The organism is Saccharopolyspora endophytica, from assembly GCF_018070075.1.
In the GTDB taxonomy this organism is placed as follows: Bacteria; Actinomycetota; Actinomycetes; order Mycobacteriales; family Pseudonocardiaceae; genus Saccharopolyspora; species Saccharopolyspora endophytica.
This window is the reverse complement of the sequence record NZ_JAGPXE010000006.1, coordinates 319,294-339,144: the sequence shown is the minus strand read 5'-3', so window position 1 is coordinate 339,144 and position 19,851 is coordinate 319,294. Positions and strand designations below refer to the sequence as shown.

Below are 19,851 nucleotides of genomic sequence, written 5' to 3'. Positions count from 1 at the left end.
CTCGGCGGTCCAGCGCTTCGGGCGTGCTCGGGAACGTCTGCGCGGTCGTCACGGGACCACCTCGGTTCCGAGCTCGGCGAGCACCTCGTCGGTGTGCTCGCCCAGGCGTGGTGGTGCGGAGCGGATCGGCAACCGCTGACCGTCCAGGTGCAGCGGCATGGCGACGGTCGTGAGGTCTCCGACGCCTGCGTGGCGCATGCGCTGGAGCAGTTCGTTGTGCTGGACCTGCGGGTCGCCCATCGCTTCGGTCAGCGAGTTGACCGCACCACAGGGAACCCCGTGCTCGTTCAGCAGCGCCAACCAGTCGTCGCGGTCGCGATGCGCCAGCGCCTCCTCCAGCGTCGAGACGAGCGTGGAGCGATGGCGACAGCGGTCGGGGTTCGTCGCGTAACGCGGATCGTCCGCGAGTTCGGGCGATTTCAACGCTTCGCACAGCAGGTGCCAGAACTTCTCGTTGATCGCGGCGATGTAGAGGTAGCGTCCGTCGCGGCAGCGGAAGGCCTGGTAAGGCGCGAACTGCGGGTGGGCGCTGCCGAGTCTCGGCTGGTCCTCGCCGGTGATCAGGTGTTCCTGCGCGCGCGGCCCGAGCGCGAAGATCTCGACGTCGAGCAGGTTCAGGTCGAGCTTGCAACCGCGTCCGGTGGTCTGCCGACCGAGCAGTGCCGCCACGATGGAGAACGCGGCCATCATCCCGGCACCGAAATCGGGGACGCTCACCCCCTGCCGCGCCGGCGGTCCATCCGGCTCCCCCGTCAGGCTCATGGCACCCGACAACGCCTGGATGATCGGGTCGTTGCCGGGAAGGTCCACGTACGGACCGTCGTCTCCGAACGCCGAGATCGAGGCGTAGACCAGTGCGGGGTTCAGGTTCGCCAACGTGGCGTGGTCGATGCCGAGCTGCGCGGTCTTGCCCGCACGCAGGTTCTCCACGAACACGTCCGCGCGCTCCACCAGCCGGTAAAGGACTTCCCGGCCACGCGGTTCCTTCAGATCCAGCGCAACGCTGCGCTTGTTGCGGTTGAAGGAGAGGAACACCGCGCTCTCCTCGCCCGCGTACACCCCACCGGCCTGGCGAGACATGTCGCCGACGCCCGGGCGTTCGATCTTGATCACGTCCGCGCCGAGGTCGGCGAGAACCATCGTGCACCACGGACCGGCGGCAAGATGACTGACGTCGATCACGGTGATCCCGGCCAAGGGCAATTCCACTGACGACACGCTCTCCACCTCCAGAGCTAGTTCATGTGACTGAACGCAGTTCGAACCTAGACGCCCGAAACCGCAGTGACAAGCGCTGGGGCAGCGCAGGCTGAACGATCTTCCCGAAGTTCGCTCCTCTCCTCGATTCAGACGAGATCACCGAAATACGTGCAAGAACCGGCGATAATTCAGGTCTTGAACTCCCAGAAGAGCATCAGCTAGCGTCTGCGAACCAGGTTCAGCTAGATGAACCGCAGTTCTGTCCGACGCAGCGAGCACGGGAGGGGCCTCCCTCGCACACGGACAGCCGGGTCCGCGATCACCGGAAAGAGGGCTTCGATGACAACACGCAGTCGGGCCGTCGTGCTCGAAGAGTTCGGCAGGCCACTACAACTCCGCGAGTTCGACGTACCGGATCCTGGAGAGATGTCCGCGGTCGTGCGAGTCGGGTACGCGGGAGTGTGCGGCACGGACGTCCACCTGCGGGCGGGCAAGCTTCCCGTCCCCACTCCGGTGGTGCTCGGGCACGAGGCGGTCGGCCAGGTCTCCGCCCTGGGGAAGGGCTTGACGCATGACGTGCTCGGCAACCCGTTGCACGAAGGCGACTGGGTGTCCTGGCTCAACAACGTCGCATGCGGACGTTGCCGCTTCTGCCTAGTCGAGCACCAGCCCACGCTCTGCACGGGCAACCGCAAGATCTACGGCATCAACCAGTCCTCGGACGCGTGGCCTCATCTGTCCGGTGGTTGGAGCGACTACATCTACCTGCAGCCCGGCACCGTGCTGGTGAAGATGCCGGAGGTCGCCACGCCGCAGCAGGTCATCTCGCTCGGCTGTGCCGGGCCGACGGCCGTGCACGGCGTGCTCGACGAAGTGCGGGTGCGCTTCGGTGACACCGTGGTGGTTCAAGGCAGCGGCCCGGTCGGTCTCGCCTCCGCGATGTACGCACAGCTGGCCGGTGCCGCGCAGGTCATCGTCGTCGGGGGCCCGGCAGCACGCCTGGAGCTGACCGAACAACTCGGCATCGGCCACCACCACCTGGACATCTTCGAGGTCACCGATCCCGCCGAGCGGGTTGAGCAGGTGCGCCGCAGGACCGACGGGAACGCGGGCGCGGACGTGGTGATCGAGGCGACCGGGGCGCCGAGCGCCGTCGCGGAGGCCATCGAGTACGCCCGGCCGGACGGATCCATCAGCGTGGTCGGCCAGTACACCGATCACGGAACCACGCCGATCAACCCGCACCTGATCACTCGCAAGAACCTCAACATCTCCGGTTCCTGGGGCTTCGGCGCCCGCCACTACATCGGCTACGTCTCCTCCCTGCCCCAGTTGCTGGAGCGGTTCGACCTCGGTCGGCTCGTGTCCGAATACCCGCTCACCGATGCCAACTCCGCGATCGACGACGTCAAGGCCGGCGCGGTGTTGAAAGCCGTTCTGCGGGTGAGCGATGAGTGAATGCGTGATCCACCCGCGCGCTGACGGGCCCGACGAAGCGACTCTGTCCCGGTTGGACCCGCTTCCGACTTCGGCGCTGTCCGACTCGATGCGACGTCTGCCCGGCGCCCCCGGCGTGCTGCCGTTGTTCAGCGGGTGCAGGCTCGTCGGTCCGGCCCTGGCCGTGCGGACCCGCCCCGGCGACAACCTCGTCGTGCACAAGGCCGTCGACCTCGCCAGGCCCGGCGAGGTGCTCGTGATCGACGCGGGCGGCGACACCGCTCGCGCCATCGTCGGTGACCTGCTCTGCCGCTACGCGGCCTCGCGAGGCCTCGCCGGGATCGTCCTGGACGGCGCCGCGCGGGACGTCGTCGAGCTCCACGAGCTCGGGCTGCCGGTCTTCGCCCGCGCCGTCTCACACCTCGGGCCCTACAAGAACGGTCCAGGTGAAATCGGCGGATCGGTGTCGATCGCAGGCATGACCGTACGCTCCGGCGACGTCGTGGTGGGTGATGCCGACGGTGTGATCGCCGTCCCCGCCGCACGTGCCGACGCCATCGCGACGGCGGCCGAAGAGCTCCTGCGCGCAGAAGCGGCCGCGGTCGACGCCATCGACCGCGGCACTTGGGACCGCTCGTGGATCGACGCGTCCTTGACCATCACCCGGATCGACGACGAGGAGAGTTGATCACCGTGCACGAGGTTCTGGAACGCGCGGAACCGGCGAACTTCATCGCCAACCGCTGGACGCCGTCCGAAAGCGACCAAGTCGCGTCCCGCAATCCCGCCGATCCGCACGACGCCCTGCCCGCCACGCCCAACTCCTCCCCTGCCGACGTCGCCGAGGCGGTCTCCGCGGCCAAGAAAGCGGCTCCGGAATGGGCGGCCAGGCCCGCACCGGAGCGCGGGGACGTCCTGCGCCGATGGAACGAGCTGATCGGACAGCACGCCGACGAGCTCGCCGAGCTGATGACGCGGGAGATGGGCAAGCCGCTGGCCGAGTCCAGAGGAGAGCTCTCCAGGGCGCGGCTCGAACTCGACTACGCCGCCGGGGAAACCACCCGGCTGCACGGAACCACGATCCCGAGCCGGACGGCGGGGCAGCTCGTCTACACCGTCCGAGAACCCCTGGGCGTCGTCGCGGCGATCACGCCTTGGAACTTCCCGGCCGTGGCACCGATCCGCAAGCTGGGCCCGGCACTGGCCGCGGGATGCACCGTCGTGCTCAAACCCGCGCTGGAAACCCCGCTGACCGCCCTGGCCCTGGCCGCACTGGCACGCGACGCCGGTCTGCCGGCAGGAGTGCTCAACGTGGTCTGCGGTCGCGGTTCCCTCGCCGGAGCGCACCTCGCCGCGCATCCCGACGTCGCGGGCGTCTCCTTCACCGGATCAACCGCCGTCGGCAGGCAGATCGCCGAGAGCGTGGCCCGTCGCCTCGGCGTCGTCCAGCTGGAGCTGGGCGGGAAGAACGCGGCCTACGTGCACAGCGCGGAGGACCTCGGCAAGGTCGTCGAGCAGATCACGAGTGCCGCCGCGCAGACCTCCGGCCAGCGGTGCACGGCCATCAGCCGGGTCATCGTCCAGGACGAGATCGCCGACGAGTTGGTGCGGCTGCTCACCGACAGGTACGCGGCGTTGTCGGTCGGCCCGGGGATGGATCCGTCGGCGCAAGTCGGCCCGCTGGTGAACCACGCTCAGCAGGAACGCGTCGATGGGTACGTGCGGAAGGGCCTCGACGAAGGTGCTGTCCGCACCACCCCGGACCGCCCCCTCCCCGATGGGCCGTACTTCGTTCCGACGGTGCTCGACCACGTGACACCGGAGATGGTCGTCGCGCGGGAGGAGATCTTCGGTCCCGTGGTGACCGTCATCCGGGTCTCCGACGTGGACGAAGCGATCAGAGTGGCCAACCACAGCGACTACGGGCTGGCCGGTGTCGTGTTCAGCGAGCACGTCGACGTCGCGATGCGCTTCACCAGCGCGGTCCGCGCCGGCATGGTCCACGTCAACCACGGCACGACCAGCCAGCCGCACGTGCCCTTCGGCGGCATCGGCGACTCCGGTGTGGGCGACTACTCCATCGGCCACACCACCACGGACTTCTTCACCCAGCTCAAAGTCGTCTACCTGAGCCCGGTCGTCCCATGACCGGACCCGCTCAACACCAGCCCGGAAAGCGAAGAGGTGAGAACCGATGAGCCAGACAACGCAACGGCGCGTTGTCCGGAAGGCGATGTGGAGACTGCTGCCCATCCTGATGGCCGCATTCGTCGTCGCCTACCTGGACCGACTCAACATCAGCATCGGCGCCCTGGAGATGCGCGCGGACACCGGGCTCAGCGCGGCCTCGTTCGGCCTCGGCGCCGGGATCTTCTTCATCGCGTACTTCTTCTTCGAAGTCCCGAGCAATCTCGTCCTGCACCGCGTGGGCGCCCGAAGATGGATCGCGCGCATCATGTGGACGTGGGGTGTGGTCACCGTCGCGATGATGTTCGTCAGCGGTCCGATCAGCTTCTACGTGCTGCGCGCCCTGCTGGGGGCGGCCGAGGCGGGCTTCGTCCCGGGCGTCATCTTGTACCTGAGCTACTGGTTCCCCGCCAGGGAGCGCGGGAAGTCGTTCTCCTGGTTCCAGGTCGCGGTACCGATCAGCTTCGCCTTCGGTTCCGTCGGCACCGGAGCGTTGCTCCACCTGGACGGGCTCTCCGGCCTGCACGGCTGGCAATGGATCTTCGTCGTGACCGGCGGCGTGGCGATCGCCTACGGGTTCGTCATCTGGTTCTTCCTGCCCGACGGCCCCGATGAGGCCAGGTGGCTGAGCAGCGAGGAGCGCTCCTGGCTCCTCGAACGCATGCGAGCCGAGTCCGATCAGAAGCGCAGCAGCGGGAACCACACGCTTCGCGCCTCGTTCTCCAACCCGTCGGTCTGGTTCCTGTCCCTGCTGTACTTCTGCATCATCCTCGGCCAATGGGGAATCGGCTTCTGGCTCCCCCAGATTCTCGCCCAGCGGTTCGCCGACGCGAGCCACTTCCAGATCAGCATGCTCTCCGCCGCCCCGTGGCTCGTCGCACTCCTGGCGATCGTGCCGGTCTCCTGGAATTCCGACAGAACCGGCGAACGACGCTGGCATCTGGCCATTCCTTGCTTCGTGAGCGCTGCGGGATTCTTCAGCAGCGCGTACCTCGCCCAGCCCTACCTAGCCCTGGCGGGGACGGCGGTAGCGTTGGTCGGTCTCATGGCGGCCGTGCCGGTCTTCTGGAACCTCCCCACGGCTGCGCTCACCGGGGTGGCCGCCGCCAGCGGGATCGCGCTGATCAACTCGCTGGGCAATCTCAGCGGCTTCGTCGGCCCGTACCTCCTCGGGCTGATCACCGAGGCCACGGGCACAGCGCAGCACGGCGTCGCGCTGCTATCCCTCTCCCTGGCAGCGGCAGGAGTTCTGGCCCTGCGCGCGCGGCAGCAGCCGACACCGGTGGCGCTTTCCGATTCCTCCGAGCTGCGGGCACCCACCCGATCAGGCGGCGGGAGCGACGGAACCGCCGCGGGACGCTGAACCCGCTCGCCGACGAGTCCAGTTGCGCACTCGTAGCACGTTGGTGGGGCGCGGCGGTTTCCCGAACGCCACGCCCCACCTCGTGCCGCAACCGGGCGGTGAGCGCTCCTCAGGCCACGATCAAGGGGCGCAAGGTGCGGTGGGCGATGTCCAGTCCGGTGTCGACCTTGTCGGGTGTGCCTCCCCAGATCGGGTCTTCGTGTTCGACGGAGAGCACTCCGTCGAAGCCGCCTTCGTAGAGGGCGTCGATGACCTCGCGCCAATCGACGTCACCGAGTCCGGGGACTCGGTAGCGCCACCAGCCGGTGTCCCAGGGATCGGTGCGGTTGATCGCCTTGCCCGGGTAGCCGTAGCGGTTGCGGCGTTCAGGGAACAGTTGGATGTCCTTGGCCTGGGCGTGCGGAATGCGGTCGACGTACGGGCGCAGCGCCGTCACGGGGTCGATGCCCATCCAGACCAGGTGCGACGGATCGTAGTTGAGGTAGAGGCCCAGCGAGAACATCCATTCCCAGAGTTCCGGGGAGTAAGCGAGGTTCCCGGGGTAACCGTCGGGGTGCCAGCCCTCCATCACGCAGTTCTCGATGACCAGCTTGACCCCGCGTTCTCCTGCGCGTTCCACCAGCGGGCGGAAGATGCGCTCGGCGTCGCGGAGGTTGTCCGCGACGCTCTTGCTGGGGTCGCGGCCGATGAAGGTGCCCACCGTGGGGCATCCGAGGAGTCCGGCGGCGTCGATGCACGCGGCGACGTGCTCGTTGATGGCCTGGCGCTGCGCCGGGTCGGGGTGGAGGTTGTTGTCGTAGTAGGCCACGGAGGACAAGGTCAGGCCGTTGTTGCTGAACAGCTCGTTGGTGCGGTCGGCGTCGGCCTGACCGAATCGTTCAACGGCGAGATGGCTCGCGGTGAACGGGCGGTCGCCCAAGCTCGGCCAGGCGGCGACTTCCAGGGCCTCGAACCGGCGGTCGGCGGCCCATTCGACGATGTGCTCCAGACGGCGGTCGGGCATGCAAGCGGTGAGAAAACCGAGTTTCATCGTGGTACCTCCACCCAAGTCTTGGTGTCCGCGGACTTGAGGACGGCCTGGGTGAGGGCGGCGGCGCGCAGCCCGTCGTCGAAGGTGGGCAGGCTGTCCGGAGCGTGGTCGCTGATCGAGGCGTAGGTGTCGCGGACGAAGGCGTTGAAGCAGTCCTGATATCCCTGGGGATGTCCGGCCGGGAGCGCGGAATACCGCACGGCGTCACGTCCTTCGGCCGCGCTCCCTCGGTGGAGCACGCGGTTGTCGGCTTGGCCTCCGATCCACAGCGTGTCTGGCTGCTCCTGGTTGAACGAGTAGGCGGCAGTCGCACCATCGATGGAGAACCACAGACGGTTCTTCCGTCCTTGGCTGACCTGGCTGATCACGGCGGAACCGGCGGCACCGCGGTCGGTTTCGAACAGCAGCGTCGTCGCGTCCTCACCGTCAGCGTCGGACGACGTTGCAACGGTGCAGGCGATGAGCCGGGTGATGCGGTGACCGGTGGTGAATTCGATCAGGTCGCACCAATGGATGCCGATGTCGGCGAAGGCGCGGGATGCCCCTCCGAGGGAGGCGTCGGAGCGCCAGTTCCCCGCGTCGGCGGGGGCCATCCAGTCCTGGAGGTACGAACCGTGGATCAGCCGCAGCGCACCAGCCTCTCCGGCGGCGATGCGGGCCCGCGCTTCCCGGACGGAGGGGTAGAAGCGGTAGATGAACGGGACCGCGGTGACCACGTCGGAATCGCGGGCCGCGTCGGCGAGTTGGCGCGCTTCGGCCTCAGTGGTGGCCAGGGGCTTTTCGCAGATGACGTGCTTTCCCGCGTCCAGTGCGGCAAGAGCTTGCGGCACGTGCAGCGCGTTGGGCGTGCAGATGTGGACGACGTCCACGTCGTCGGCGTGGATGAGCTCGTCAGCGCAGGCCACGGCCCGGCCGGCACCGACCTCGCTCGCCGCCCGCTCGGAGCGTTCGGGCGTCGATGCCGAGACGGCGGTGATGGTGGCGCCTGCGGCGCGGATGGCGTGGGCGTGGACGCTGCCCATGAATCCGGCTCCGAGGAGACCGGCGCGCAGCTGGTCGGTCATGTGGTCATCTCCGTTGGTTCCTGGCGAGCCGCGGCAGTCGCCTGGGCGGGTGTTACTTCCGTCGGGTCAGCGCCACCGCGATGATGATGATGGCGCCGCGGACGACCTGCTGTTGGCTGACGTCGAGGCCGGCGAGGACGAGTCCGTTGTTGATGACCCCGACGAGCAGCGAGCCGAAGAGAGCTCGCACGACGCTGCCGTTGCCGCCGAACAGGCTGGTGCCGCCGAGGATGACGGCCGCGATGACCGACAGCTCGTCGCCGTCGCCCCATTGGTAGCGGCCGGATTCCAGCCGCCCGGCGTAGAGCATCCCCGCGATGCTGGCCGCGACCGCGGACAGCATCATGACGCTGAAGGTGATCCGCTGCGTGTTGACGCCGGTGAACGCGGCGGCAACGCGATTACCGCCGGTGGCCAGCACCTGGCGGCCGAAGCGCGTCTTGGACAGCACGACCGCGCCGACGGCGACGAACGCGACCGTCCACACCAGCAGCGACGGGATCGGACCGATGTTGCCGCCGCCGAAGATGCTGTTGAAGCTGTCGTTGAGGATCGGCACCGGTCCGGAGTTGCTGATCCACTGCGCGACACCGAGAGCGATGCCCATCATGGCCAGCGTCACGAGAAAGGACGGGATCCCGAAGAACGTCACCAACCCCCCGTTGATCGCGCCGACCACGACGCCGACCGCGAGTCCGGCCAGCACGCCGGTCAGCGTGTTCCCGCTGGACATGGCCATGGCGGCGACGACGCTGGCCAGACCCGCCACGGACCCGACCGACAGGTCGATCTGGGCCGCGGCGATCACGAAGGTGACCGCGACGGCCATCACCGAGATCATCGCGGTCTGACGGAAGATGTTGAGCAGGTTGACGGAGGTGAGGAATCCGTCGTCGGCCAGCAGGACCGCGAACAGCGCGAAGACGACGGCGAACCCGATGAAGATCGCGTAGTTGCGCCAGTCGAGGCCGCGCAGGGCGGTGGTCAGGCCCGCCGTGCCCGACGCCGGGTTGTGCCGGGTGGTGCCTGGGGATGGGGTCTGCAAGGACATGACGGCATCAGACTCCTTGGATGGCGAGTTGCAGGGATTCCTCGTCGGCGATGCCAGCGCGATCGAGGTCCGCAGCGACGGTGCCGTGCCTCAGCACGAGCACGCGGTCGCTGATGGCCAGCAGCTCCGGCAGTTCGGAGGAGATGACGATGATCCCCTTGCCGTCGTCCGCCAGACCGCGGATGAGTTCGATGATTTCCTGTTTGGTGCCCACGTCGACCCCGGCAGTCGGTTCGTCGAGGATGAGCAGCTCCGGGTCGGTGGCCAGCCATTTGGCGATGACGACCTTCTGCTGGTTGCCGCCGGAGAGCAGCCGGACCGGCTTGTTGACCGAGGCCGCGCGGATCTGGAGCTTGTCGACGAGGGTGGCGACCGTGCTGGTTCCTCGCCCGTCATCGACGAACGGGCCCCGCCGCAACCCGTCGAGCAGCGGCAGGAGGAGGTTGTCGCGGATCGTGTGGTCCAAGACCAAGCCTTGCAGCCTGCGGTCTTCGGGCACCATCGCAATGCCCTGATCGATCGCGGAAGTCGGCGAGGTGATGTCGCACCGCCGGCCGTGCAGCAGGATCTCGCCCGACTCCAGCTTGTCCACGCCGAACAAGCAGCGTGCGACCTCGGTGCGGCCGCTTCCCATCAGCCCGGCCAGTCCGACGATCTCGCCCCGGTGCACCTCCAGCGACACGTCGCTCACGCCGGTCTGCGACCGCAGGTTCCGCGCCTCCAGGAGCGGGGCACTTGCGCGGTCGACCGCTCGCGGCTCCCACTGGAGTGCGTTCTCCATGGTGCGGCCGACGATGGCCTCCACGATCTGCTCGGGAGACAGCCGGGACAGCGCGTCGGTCAGCACGCGCGTTCCGTCGCGCAGGACCGTGATCCGATCCGCTATGCGGTAGACCTCCTCCATCCGGTGGCTGATGTAGATGATGGAGATACCGCGGTGGGTGAGCCGAGAGATGAGCGTGAACAGCGCATCGACCTCGTCCTTGGCCAGGCTGGCGGTCGGCTCGTCCATGATCAGCACGCTGGCCTGCTGGGCCAGGGCTTTCGCGATCTCGGTCAACTGCCAGGCCCCGGTGGACAGGGAGCCGACTTGCGCCGTCGGATCCAGGTCCACACCCATGTCGGCCAGCAGCGCCCGCGCTCGCTCGACGGCTTCGCGGTCGTCGATCAGCCCGCGCCGCCTCGGCTCGTAGTTGAGGAAGATGTTCTGCGCCACGGTCAGCGTGGGAACCAGGCTGAACTCCTGGAACACCATCCCGATCCCCGCTGCGCGGGCGTCCTTGGTGGACGAGAACTGCTGTTGGCGCCCCCGGATCCGGATCTCTCCGGAGTCCTGCCGGTGCACGCCTTGCAGGATCTTCATCAGCGTGGACTTCCCCGCGCCGTTCTCACCTGCCAGCGCGTGCACCTCGCACGGCGCCACCTCGAAGTCCACGCCGCGCAGGACGGACACTTCGTTGAAGGACTTGTGGATCCCGCGCAGCGCGACGGCCGGTGCTTCGTCCTTCGTGGACTCATCGTCGGCTGACATCTCAGCCTCGCTCGGGGGTCGCGTCCAGCGGCGGCACACTGATCCAGGACTCGGTCTCCGACGACTCGACGATGGCGTCCGAGATCCGCGCGATCTGGTACCCGTCGCCGAAGTCCGGGCTGACGGCCTGCTGGGTGGTGATGGCCTGGAACAGGTCGTGGCACTCGACGATCTTGGTCTCGCCGTAGCCGATGCCCAGCGCCGGAATCGGCCAGAGGGCCTCGCCGTAGGGGTGCGGGGCTCCGGTGTAGACGGTGCGGAAACCCTTGCGGTCGTTGCCGTCGGAGGCGAAGCACACCTGCAGCTCATCGCGGCGTTCGTAGTTGAACACGATCGATCCTTCGGTACCGTGCAGCTCGAAGGTGAGGAAGTTGTTCCGGCCGTGGCCGTTGCGGGTGGCTTCCAGCGAACCGATCGCCCCGTTGGAGAACCGCAACATCGTGATCAGCTCGTCGTCGACGTCGACCGGCCCGCGCGGCGCGTCGCCCGCGGAGCGCCCGGTGCCGAGCTGGTCGGCACCGCCTGCGGACAGCGGCCGCTCCGGAACCCAGGTCTTGAGCATCGCGTTGACCCCGCTGATCTCGCCGACGAGGTAGCGCGCGAGGTCGACCACGTGCGTGCCGATGTCGCCGAGCGCCCCCGATCCGGCGATCTCGCGCTGGAACCGCCAGGACAGGGGCGATTCCGGATCGGCCGACCAGTCCTGCAGGTAGGTTCCGCGGAAGCTGATGAGCTCACCGATCGCGCCTTCGTCGATGTAGCGCTTGGCCAGGGCGACAGCGGGCGTGCGGCGGTAGTTGAACGCGACCATGTTCACCACGCCGGCGTCGCGCACGGCCTCGTACATCGTCCGCGCTTCCTCTGCGGTGCGCGCGAGGGGTTTCTCGCAGATGATGTGCTTGCCCGCAGCGGCAGCCGCCTGCGCGATCTCCGCGTGCATGTTGTTGGGGGTGGCGATGTCGACGACCTCGACGTCCGGGTGCTCGACGACGCGCTTCCAGTCCGCGGTGGACTCGTCGAACCCGTAGCGCTGGGCACCTTCCGCAGCGGCTTCCTCGGTGACGTCGCAGATGATCTTGCGGTGCGGAACGGCCGGTGCGGGCCAGAAGAACATGGGCATGGCGGCGTAAGCCAAGGAGTGGGCTTTGCCCATGAATCCGGCGCCGATGAGGCCGACGTTGATGGTGCGCATGTCAAGGAGTCCTTTCACTGATGTCCAGGTTTCCGGGTGGCTAACTGGTCTGGGCTCAGGGATGCAGCCACCGCTGCACCTCCGGCGGCGCGTCGCTGCGGTACACCTCGCGCCATGCCTGGGCGAGGTTGTCCCGGGTGACGGCCAGCGGGGCCAGAGCGACGAACGGCGGAGCGGGTTTGCCGATCAGGCCGTAGGCGCCGAGCGTGGCTTCGGTGACGCCCTGGTCGTACGGTCGTTGCGCGCCCAGGCCGGTGATGTTGCGCTGCCGGGCCATGGCGATCGCGACGTTCTTGCCCAGGTCCTGGGTGGTGATGACCAGGTCGGGCCGCTCGCTGGACCGGGCGGCGGAGACGATGCCCTCGGTCGGGATGTCCCACACCCCCCAGATCCCGGCGAGATCGGGGTGTTTCGACACCATGGCGTTGGCGGCCACCAGCGACTGGCCGGCGTAGTCGGGTCCGGAGAAGCCCTTCTCCTCGACGATCTGGATCCCGGGGTAGTCGCGTTTGATCGTCGAGGTGAACCCGTCGTAGCGGCGCTGGGTCACCAGGTAGTCGGACTGGTAGAAGACCACGCCGATCTTCCCGCGCCCGCCCAGCGCATCGGCCATGAGGTGTGCGGATACGACCCCGTTTCCGAAGTTGTCCGCGGAGACCACCGAGACGTATCCGTTCCCCGGCTTCATGTTCTTCGGGACGTTGTCCATGAACACCAGGTGCACGCCTTCGTCGGCGGCCTTCTGGAACGCCTTGGCGGTGGCGACCCCGTCGGTGGGGATGGACACCAGGATGTCGGGGTGCTTGGCCATGATGGTCTCGATGTCCGAGACCTGCTTCTCGGGTTTCCGGTTGGCATCGGTGACGGCGATGACCTTGATACCGAGGGCGTCGAACTGCTTCTGCATCCCGGCGAGCTGGGCCGCCGTCCAGTCATCGCCGGTGTAGTGCATCGAGATGGCGGCCGTGGCCTTCCGAGACCGGACCTTCGCGACCTCGTCCGGGGTCAGGCTGATGTCGCCGGCCAACGCGGGAGTTTCCTCGTAAGGGCCTTTGCTCAGAACCTGTCCGCGCATGCCCTCCAGCGAGGCTGCTGCGGTCCGGTCGCCGCGCACCGGAACGTCGGCGTCGGTGTAGGAGCACCCGCTCGTGGCGATCATCGCGGCGGACAGCAAGGCCAGGGCGGACAAGTAGCGGCGTCGTTGCATCGCTTCTCCAGGGGTGATGCGGCCTGTCGTGACCCGGAACGGGTCAGCCGAGCAGCTTGTCGAGGTAGGCCTTGCTGATCTCAGCCGCGATGCGGGGATCGCCGTCGTAGGAGTCGAGTTCGACCATCAGCCAGTCGTCGTATCCGGCCTCGCGAACGGCGCTGACGACGTCGGCGAGATCGAGATCGCCGTGCCCCAGGGGGAGGAACGTGACCGGGTCTGGGCGGAAGTCCTTGAGGTGGACGAACCGCACGCGATCCGGGTAGCTGCGCACGAGATCGCCGGGGTTGCCACCACCGGCGGCGAGGTGAGCCGTGTCCGGGCAGAACCCGATCCGCGAACGGCTCATGACTTCCTCGATCTCGTCCGGGTTCTCCACGATCGTGCCTAGGTGCGGGTGGTAGCTCGCGGTCAGCCCCCGGGCCTCCGCGATCTCGACGACCTGATCCAGCGCGTCACCGAGCCGGTCGTAGTCGCTCCGCGCGGTGCCGGCCGCGCGCCGGGCGCCGCCGCCCACGACGAGGTGTCTCGCCCCGAACTCCGCGGCGAGATCCGCCGTCCTGGTCACCTTGCTCATCTCGTCGGGCAGGGCATCGGCGTAGATGAAGTTCGCCCCGGTGTACACGCTGACCAGCTCCAGACCGCTGGTGGCGAGCATCCCGCGCAGCACCTCGGGCTCGTCCGCGTAGTCCGCGACGTTGCCCTCGAACATCTCGACGCCCTCGTACCCGGCCGCGCCGATGTCCCGGATCGCTTCCGCCATCGATCCGTTCGCGCGGTAGTGCAGGTCCTTCGCGCTGGTGACGCCGGCGGCCTCGCCGACGACGCCACCCCAGGTAATCGAGTGGTAACCGAGCCGCATCATTGCCTCCCGAACGACGTCGTTCTGGTCATGTTGGGCAATCTTCTATTTACCGCGTGCAGAAGTCAACATGCAGCGCGCATAAGTCTGTTTCTGGCAAGATGAAGAGGTGTCTGAACCACGTCCCAGCCCCGACCACAACGGCACCCACCCGGAGGACTTCCGACACCTCGTCACCGTCCTCGACCTGGTGCGTTCCGGCAGAGCAACGACTCGCCCCGCGCTGACCAGGCACTCCGGCCTCGGACGCACCGTGATCAATCAGCGGGTGGCTCAGCTCGCCCGCTCGGGGCTGGTCGAAGAGGGAGACCTCGCACCGTCCACGGGAGGACGCGCTGCCCGACAGCTGCGCTTCCGAGCGGAGGGCGGTCTCGTGCTGGTCGCCGAGCTGGGGGCCACCAGCCTGACCATCGGCGTGGCCAACCTGGCCGGCGAGGTAATCGAGTTCCACGACGAGGCCTGCGACATCGCCGACGGCCCGCACTCCGTGCTCGGCCGGGTCGAGGCGCTGTTCCACGAGATCCTCGACAAGATCGAGGCACGCTCGGCCGACGTCTGGGGCATCGGGATCGGCCTGCCTGGTCCCGTCGAGTTCGCCACCGGACGCCCCATCGCGCCGCCGATCATGCCCGGCTGGGACGGCTACCCCGTCCGCGACCGGCTCGGCGGCGTCTTCGACGCTCCCGTGTGGGTGGACAACGAGGTGAACCTGATGGCGCTCGGGGAGGTGCGCGCCGGGTCGGGAGGCCGGCACGACGACATCCTCTACGTCAAGATCGGCACGGGAATAGGAGCCGGGCTGGTCTCCGGTGGACGCCTGCACCGCGGTCGCCAAGGGTGCGCTGGCGACATCGGGCACGCCGCGGTCCTCGACGACGAGTCGATCGTCTGCCGGTGCGGCAACACCGGCTGCCTCGAAGCCGTCGCCGCTGGCGCAGCCCTTGCCCGAGACGGCACGCGTGCAGCCGAAACCGGCCGCAGCGCGGTGCTCGCGGAAGCGCTCCGCGAACGTGGGCGCGTCGAAGCCTCCGACGTCGTCCACGCGGCCACCTGCGGCGATCGCACGGCCGTGGAGCTGCTCGTCGCCGCCGCTCACCACATCGGCACGTTGCTGGCAACCCTGGTCAGCTTCTACAACCCATCGCTGGTCGTCATCGGCGGCGGCGTCGCCAAGGCGGGCGATCTGCTGCTGGCCACCATCCGGCAGAACGTCTACCAGCGCTCGCTCCCCCTGGCCACCCGCGAACTCCGCATCGAGCAGTCCACCCTGCACGATCACGCCGGGCTCACCGGAGCGGCTTTCATGGTCCTCGACGAACTGTTCACCCCCGCTCGCCTTGCCCGATGGCTCGACACCACCACCCCCCACGGCAGCCCGGCGCTGGCCGACACCACCGCTTGAGTCCGCGACGTCCGACGGCGCACGGGCGGTCCCAGCAGCACTGGGACCGCCCGCCTTGCGCGCGACGACCAGGCAACCCTCACTCCACCGACGGCTGCACCTCTCGCCGCTCGGTCTCCTCCGCGTTCATGGCGCCACGGGTCTCCGGGCTCAGCGCTCCCGCGACGATGAAGACCAGGACCATCACGAACAGGAACACCATGAGTCGACCGGGCACGTCCGCCAGCTGCGGGCTGGCGAGGTTGACGAAGCTCGGCATCAGACCACCGATCATGAAACCGAGGTTCCAGCAGATCGCGGTTCCCCGTCCTCGCAGAGCCGTCGGATAGCGTTCGTTGAGGAACACCAGGACCGGGGCGTAGGCGGCGTTGGCAAAGAAGGCCAGGGCCGACGCGTAGAACATGATCAGGCTGGTGCTCGCCGGATCGGTGCTGGTGATCAGCCACACCAGCAAGGGCAGAGCGACGAGGTTGAACGACCCGATCACCAGCATCGTGCGCCGGCGTCCGAAGTGCTCGCTGAGCTCGCCCGCGGCAACCGCGGCCACGATCACGCCCAGACTCGAGACCAGCAGGATCGTGCCCTGAGCGCTCTGGGCGACCCCGCTGACCTTGCCCAGCAGCGTGGGGAGGAAACCGGAGGTCAGGTAGTACTGCGAACCGGCGCCGGAGACCAGCACCAGGTTCAGCACGAGCAGCCCTCCCCTGCCGCCACGGGCCAGGTCGGTGAAGCGCGTCTTCGGACCGGGAGTCTGCTGCTGCGCTTTCCACAGCGGCGATTCCTCGACCCCGCGGAGCACGATGAAGCTGATCAACGCTGCCATGAGCCCGGCGAAGAACATGACGCGCCACCCCCAGACGTTGAACTGCTCGCCCGGGAAGATCGCGCTGACCAGGATGAACACGCCGCTGGCCAGGGCCGCACCGATGCCCGCGCCGCCGCCACCGATCAGCCCGGACATCAGGCCTCGCCAGCGCTGCCCGACGCTCTCGGTGCCCAGCGTGTGCGTCGCCGCGACGACACCGCCGACGAACACGCCCTGCACCAGGCGCAGCGCCAGGAACAGCAGCGGTGCGGCGATACCGGCTGCCGCGTAGGTCGGCACTGCTCCCATCGCGGCGGTGGACAACCCCACGCCGGCCAGCACGATCACCATCGTCTGCTTGCGCCCGTTGCGGTCGGCGACCGCTCCGAAGATCGCCGCTCCGGCCGGGCGGAGCAGCACGCTCACCGCGAACGAGGCGTAGACCGCGGCGAGGCTCAAGGTCGGGCTCGCCACCGGGAAGATCAGGTCGCCGACGGTACTGGCGACGTAGAGCAGGATGAACAGATCGAACAGGTCGAACGCCCACCCCGCTACCGAGGCGAAGCTCGCGTACAGCGTGGCTCTTCTGGACAGTCCGGTGTTCGTCGTGGACATGTCCACCTCCTCATCGAGGTCTGTTGGTGTGGTGTTGCGGAAAGGAGTCCGTGCGGTTCAACGTGCGGAGCGCCAGTTCGCCGGCGCGGGGGTCACTGCGCGTTCCAGGTCGATCTCCTCCGCCCCCGGAACGCGGATCCTGGTGAACCGGTCTTCGTCGTCGACGGGCGGAATCGTCGCGTCGAGACCCATCTTCGCGCCAACACCGTCCGTTGTGGACGGATCGAGCCGTGAGCCTTGCGCACCACCGACGAGCACCAGGTCGCGATCGGCCTGGAAGCGGGTGGCGACGGCCCACTCGACCTCGTTGGGGTCGAAGACGTCCACATCGGAGTCGACCACCGTCACGTGCTTGATGTCGTAGTGCGTGCCCAGCGCCGCGAGGATCAGGTTCTTCACCTCGCCGGGTTCGGGATCGCGGACCTGCACGTAGAGGTGGTAGCGGCACACGCCACCGCGCGGCAGGTGCACGGCCCGCACGCACTGGAAGTTCTGCCTCAGGTGCGCCAGGAAGGAGCCTTCGCGCGGAATGCACCCCAGCAGCAGGTGTTCCAGTCCACCGCCGACGATGGTGTGGTAGATCGGGTCTCGGCGGTGCGTCATCGCGTCGATGCGCACCACGTGGCGGTCGGCGCGAGGGCCGTAGTACTGGGGGAATTCACCGAACGGCCCCTCCGGCTCCCGGACATCGGCGAGCAGCCTGCCTTCCAGCACGATCTCCGCGTCGGCGGGAACCCGGACCTCGTTGGTGACCGCCCTGGTGACCGGCAGCGGGCTGCCGCGCAGCGCACCGGCGATCTCCAGTTCGTCGTGGTCGATCGGTACCGCCGCTTGCGAGGACATCAAGGTGAGCGGGTCGACGCCGATGGCGATCGCCACCTCCAGGTCGGTCCCCGAGGCTTCGGCCTGTCCGAAGAACGCGGCCGTGTGCCTGGGCAGCAGGAGCGCCCCGAGCCGGTCTGGCCCGCTGACCTGCAGCCGGTGGATGGACACGTTCTGCGACCCGGTCGTCGGGTTGCGAGCGATGAGCAGGCCCGCGGTGATGTACGGGCCGTGGTCGTGCTCGTTGTGCGTGGGAACGGGCAACGAGCCGAGGTCGACCTCTCGGATCACCTCCTCCTGGCAGGGGGCGTGCTCGACCTCGGTCCACGGAACGGGGTCCTGGCACGCCTGCTGGAAGCGGTCGATGAGTTCGGTCTCGGCGACCCCGAGCGCTTCCGCCATCCATTCGCGGCGCGACAGCAGCCCGGACACCACGGTGATGTCCTTCCCGCCGGGCTTCCCGAAGACCACCGCGCGGTCGCCGTCCAGCCGGCTGGCGATTCCCGACAGCTCGAACCGCAGGTCCGCTCCCTGCCTGGCCGCGGACAGGCGTCCGGTCGCCTGCAGGCGGTCCAGCCAGCCGCGCAGATCAGCGCCGACGGGCAGGGCGTTGTTCGTCATCTCTTCTCCCCGGTGACCGCCGGGACGGTCTTCGACCGGCCCGATGTGAGGTGGGTGCAGGTCATCACCAGCAAGGGCGTTGCGACCGCGATGTAGGCGTTGTCGATGCCGAAGGGGTCACCGAGCAGGAACCAGCCGATGGTGGTCGGCAGCGCGAGCACGATGGCCCAAAACGCACCGGTCCTCGTGCCGTACCGGGGCGCGTAGAACATCAGCAGCACCAGCACCGCCAATGCCGCGCGCAGCGATTTGGCCAGGAAGGTCACGGTGAGCACATCGGTGGCGAACAGCGCCAGCGCGATCGGCACCAAGCCGGTCACCACCGTCGCCACCCGGAGGAACAGCACGTCGCGGCGGTCGTCCCCGGCGACGTTGAAGTGCGGCTGGTAGAAGTCCTTGAGTAGCAGCGTGGAAGCGCCGATGACCAGGGCCGCGATGGTTCCGAACATCGCGCCGGCGAGCCCGGCGACGACGATCCCGGCCAAGACCGGGTCGATGTCCATGGCGAACGCGGGCATGGCCTGGATGCTCTTGATGTGCGGGTAGACCACCGCGCTGCACATGCCGATGAACGCGGCGAGCAGACCGTAGGGAACCAGGATCAGCGCCGAGTAGAACCCGGCTCGCTGCGCGCGGTGGGCGTTGCCTGCGGTGGTGATCGCCTGCACGACGTACTGGGTCGCGAAGATGGCACCGCCACCGGCGATCAGCCACGCGAATATCTGCCCGAAACCCACTCCGTGCCAGGAGAACATCGTCGGCGGCAGCGCTGCTCGCAGCCCGTCGACGCCTCCTGCGCGCTGAGCGCCGATGATCGCGAGGATGATCACCCCGGCCATCTTCACGATCGCGTGCACGACGTTGGTGTAGACGACTGATCGCATGCCGCCCACCACCACGTAGAACGTGGCGAGCACACCGACCAGGACGACGGCCAGGTCCTGGTCGACGCCGAGGAGTCCGCTCAGGATCGCACCACCGCTGGCGTAGACCGAGACGGCGACGATCAGCAAGGAGCAGACCATGATCATCGACGTGGCGGTGCGCACCCTCCTCCCGTAGTAGCGGTCGAGGGCACCGGAGATCGTGTTCTCCCCCAACTCGCTGAACTTGCGTGCCAGCAGGAAGGCGAAGAGCACGAAACCGATTCCCAGCGAGACGATGTTCCACGCGGCCGAGATGCCGGATTCGTAAGCCTCCTGCGCGGTTCCGATGCTCGCGCTCGTGCCGATGAACTCGGACGCGAGCAGGAATCCGATGAGGACGGCGGGAAAGCTCTTGCCGCCGCTGGTGAATCCTGACGCGGTACGTGTCGATCGACCGGCCAGGAAGCTGATCAGGGCGAGCAACGCGATGTAGCCCGCGACGATGAGAACTACTAACCAACCTGATTGCAAGGGAACCCTCCAACGCCGCTCCGTTGCGGCCAGAGAAACTACGAAGCGAAGTTAGGCCGGTGTGA

General features: G+C 68.0%; 16 protein-coding genes. 5 read left to right on the top strand and 11 right to left on the bottom strand.

The annotated features are described in order from the left end of the window. Positions 1-48 precede the first annotated feature (48 nt). Positions 49-1,218, bottom strand: coding sequence for a CaiB/BaiF CoA transferase family protein (locus KBO27_RS16970; protein WP_210970961.1), 1,170 nt, complete (start codon positions 1,216-1,218; stop codon positions 49-51). 321 nt (positions 1,219-1,539) lie between these two features. Here KBO27_RS16970 and KBO27_RS16965 point away from each other — a divergent pair, with 321 nt between their 5' ends. From KBO27_RS16965 to KBO27_RS16950, 4 genes are read left to right on the top strand one after another with little or no spacing between them, the layout of a single operon-like run. Further along, positions 1,540-2,658, top strand: a complete 1,119-nt coding sequence (locus tag KBO27_RS16965; RefSeq protein WP_210970960.1) for a zinc-binding dehydrogenase — start codon at positions 1,540-1,542, stop codon at positions 2,656-2,658. Further along, the gene (locus KBO27_RS16960) at positions 2,651-3,325 is read left to right on the top strand and encodes an RraA family protein (RefSeq protein WP_210970959.1); all 675 of its coding nucleotides are present in this window, start codon (positions 2,651-2,653) and stop codon (positions 3,323-3,325) included. The genes KBO27_RS16965 and KBO27_RS16960 overlap by 8 nt, the downstream gene beginning before the upstream one ends. A gap of 5 nt (positions 3,326-3,330) precedes the next feature. After that, on the top strand, positions 3,331-4,785 hold the full coding sequence (locus tag KBO27_RS16955; RefSeq protein ID WP_210970958.1) for an aldehyde dehydrogenase family protein: 1,455 nt from the start codon (positions 3,331-3,333) through the stop codon (positions 4,783-4,785). A 46-nt stretch (positions 4,786-4,831) separates the two neighbouring features. Next, complete coding sequence (locus tag KBO27_RS16950) at positions 4,832-6,187, top strand: MFS transporter (protein ID WP_210970957.1); 1,356 nt, start codon at positions 4,832-4,834, stop codon at positions 6,185-6,187. A gap of 109 nt (positions 6,188-6,296) precedes the next feature. Here KBO27_RS16950 and KBO27_RS16945 read toward each other — a convergent pair whose 3' ends face one another. From KBO27_RS16945 to KBO27_RS16915, 7 genes are read right to left on the bottom strand one after another with little or no spacing between them, the layout of a single operon-like run. Continuing rightward, positions 6,297-7,190, bottom strand: a complete 894-nt coding sequence (locus KBO27_RS16945; protein WP_246537438.1) for a sugar phosphate isomerase/epimerase family protein — start codon at positions 7,188-7,190, stop codon at positions 6,297-6,299. A gap of 23 nt (positions 7,191-7,213) precedes the next feature. Further along, the gene (locus KBO27_RS16940) at positions 7,214-8,281 is read right to left on the bottom strand and encodes a Gfo/Idh/MocA family protein (RefSeq protein ID WP_210970955.1); all 1,068 of its coding nucleotides are present in this window, start codon (positions 8,279-8,281) and stop codon (positions 7,214-7,216) included. Positions 8,282-8,333: 52 nt separating this feature from the next. Then, positions 8,334-9,332 (bottom strand): ABC transporter permease, encoded by a 999-nt coding sequence (locus tag KBO27_RS16935; protein ID WP_210970954.1) that lies wholly within the window; start codon positions 9,330-9,332, stop codon positions 8,334-8,336. 7 nt (positions 9,333-9,339) lie between these two features. Further along, the gene (locus KBO27_RS16930) at positions 9,340-10,863 is read right to left on the bottom strand and encodes a sugar ABC transporter ATP-binding protein (protein ID WP_210970953.1); all 1,524 of its coding nucleotides are present in this window, start codon (positions 10,861-10,863) and stop codon (positions 9,340-9,342) included. 1 nt (position 10,864) lies between these two features. Further along, the gene (locus tag KBO27_RS16925) at positions 10,865-12,055 is read right to left on the bottom strand and encodes a levoglucosan dehydrogenase (RefSeq protein WP_210970952.1); all 1,191 of its coding nucleotides are present in this window, start codon (positions 12,053-12,055) and stop codon (positions 10,865-10,867) included. A gap of 55 nt (positions 12,056-12,110) precedes the next feature. Then, positions 12,111-13,262, bottom strand: coding sequence for a substrate-binding domain-containing protein (locus KBO27_RS16920; protein WP_210970951.1), 1,152 nt, complete (start codon positions 13,260-13,262; stop codon positions 12,111-12,113). A 43-nt stretch (positions 13,263-13,305) separates the two neighbouring features. After that, a complete protein-coding gene (locus KBO27_RS16915) occupies positions 13,306-14,124 on the bottom strand; it encodes a sugar phosphate isomerase/epimerase family protein (RefSeq protein ID WP_210970950.1) in 819 nt (272 codons plus the stop codon). A gap of 109 nt (positions 14,125-14,233) precedes the next feature. On the opposite strand from KBO27_RS16915, the gene KBO27_RS16910 reads away from it, so the two are divergent. After that, complete coding sequence (locus tag KBO27_RS16910; RefSeq protein WP_210970949.1) at positions 14,234-15,526, top strand: ROK family protein; 1,293 nt, start codon at positions 14,234-14,236, stop codon at positions 15,524-15,526. A gap of 79 nt (positions 15,527-15,605) precedes the next feature. Here KBO27_RS16910 and KBO27_RS16905 read toward each other — a convergent pair whose 3' ends face one another. From KBO27_RS16905 to KBO27_RS16895, 3 genes are read right to left on the bottom strand one after another with little or no spacing between them, the layout of a single operon-like run. Then, complete coding sequence (locus tag KBO27_RS16905) at positions 15,606-16,946, bottom strand: MFS transporter (RefSeq protein ID WP_210970948.1); 1,341 nt, start codon at positions 16,944-16,946, stop codon at positions 15,606-15,608. A gap of 57 nt (positions 16,947-17,003) precedes the next feature. Further along, on the bottom strand, positions 17,004-18,389 hold the full coding sequence (locus KBO27_RS16900) for a UbiD family decarboxylase (RefSeq protein ID WP_210970947.1): 1,386 nt from the start codon (positions 18,387-18,389) through the stop codon (positions 17,004-17,006). Then, positions 18,386-19,786, bottom strand: a complete 1,401-nt coding sequence (locus KBO27_RS16895) for a sodium:solute symporter family protein (protein ID WP_210970946.1) — start codon at positions 19,784-19,786, stop codon at positions 18,386-18,388. Before KBO27_RS16895 ends, KBO27_RS16900 begins: the two co-directional genes overlap by 4 nt. Positions 19,787-19,851 lie beyond the last annotated feature (65 nt).

Bases quoted from the DNA above. Each gene is read 5' to 3' on its own strand.
- KBO27_RS16925 (WP_210970952.1), bottom strand. From the start codon at position 12,055: ATGCGCACCATCAACGTCGGCCTCATCGGCGCCGGATTCATGGGCAAA.
- KBO27_RS16935 (WP_210970954.1), bottom strand. From the start codon at position 9,332: ATGTCCTTGCAGACCCCATCCCCAGGCACCACCCGGCACAACCCGGCG.
- KBO27_RS16915 (WP_210970950.1), bottom strand. From the start codon at position 14,124: ATGCGGCTCGGTTACCACTCGATTACCTGGGGTGGCGTCGTCGGCGAG.
- KBO27_RS16905 (WP_210970948.1), bottom strand. From the start codon at position 16,946: ATGTCCACGACGAACACCGGACTGTCCAGAAGAGCCACGCTGTACGCG.
- KBO27_RS16965 (WP_210970960.1), top strand. From the start codon at position 1,540: ATGACAACACGCAGTCGGGCCGTCGTGCTCGAAGAGTTCGGCAGGCCA.
- KBO27_RS16900 (WP_210970947.1), bottom strand. From the start codon at position 18,389: ATGACGAACAACGCCCTGCCCGTCGGCGCTGATCTGCGCGGCTGGCTG.
- KBO27_RS16940 (WP_210970955.1), bottom strand. From the start codon at position 8,281: ATGACCGACCAGCTGCGCGCCGGTCTCCTCGGAGCCGGATTCATGGGC.
- KBO27_RS16960 (WP_210970959.1), top strand. From the start codon at position 2,651: ATGAGTGAATGCGTGATCCACCCGCGCGCTGACGGGCCCGACGAAGCG.
- KBO27_RS16950 (WP_210970957.1), top strand. From the start codon at position 4,832: ATGAGCCAGACAACGCAACGGCGCGTTGTCCGGAAGGCGATGTGGAGA.
- KBO27_RS16945 (WP_246537438.1), bottom strand. From the start codon at position 7,190: ATGCCCGACCGCCGTCTGGAGCACATCGTCGAATGGGCCGCCGACCGC.
- KBO27_RS16930 (WP_210970953.1), bottom strand. From the start codon at position 10,863: ATGTCAGCCGACGATGAGTCCACGAAGGACGAAGCACCGGCCGTCGCG.
- KBO27_RS16920 (WP_210970951.1), bottom strand. From the start codon at position 13,262: ATGCAACGACGCCGCTACTTGTCCGCCCTGGCCTTGCTGTCCGCCGCG.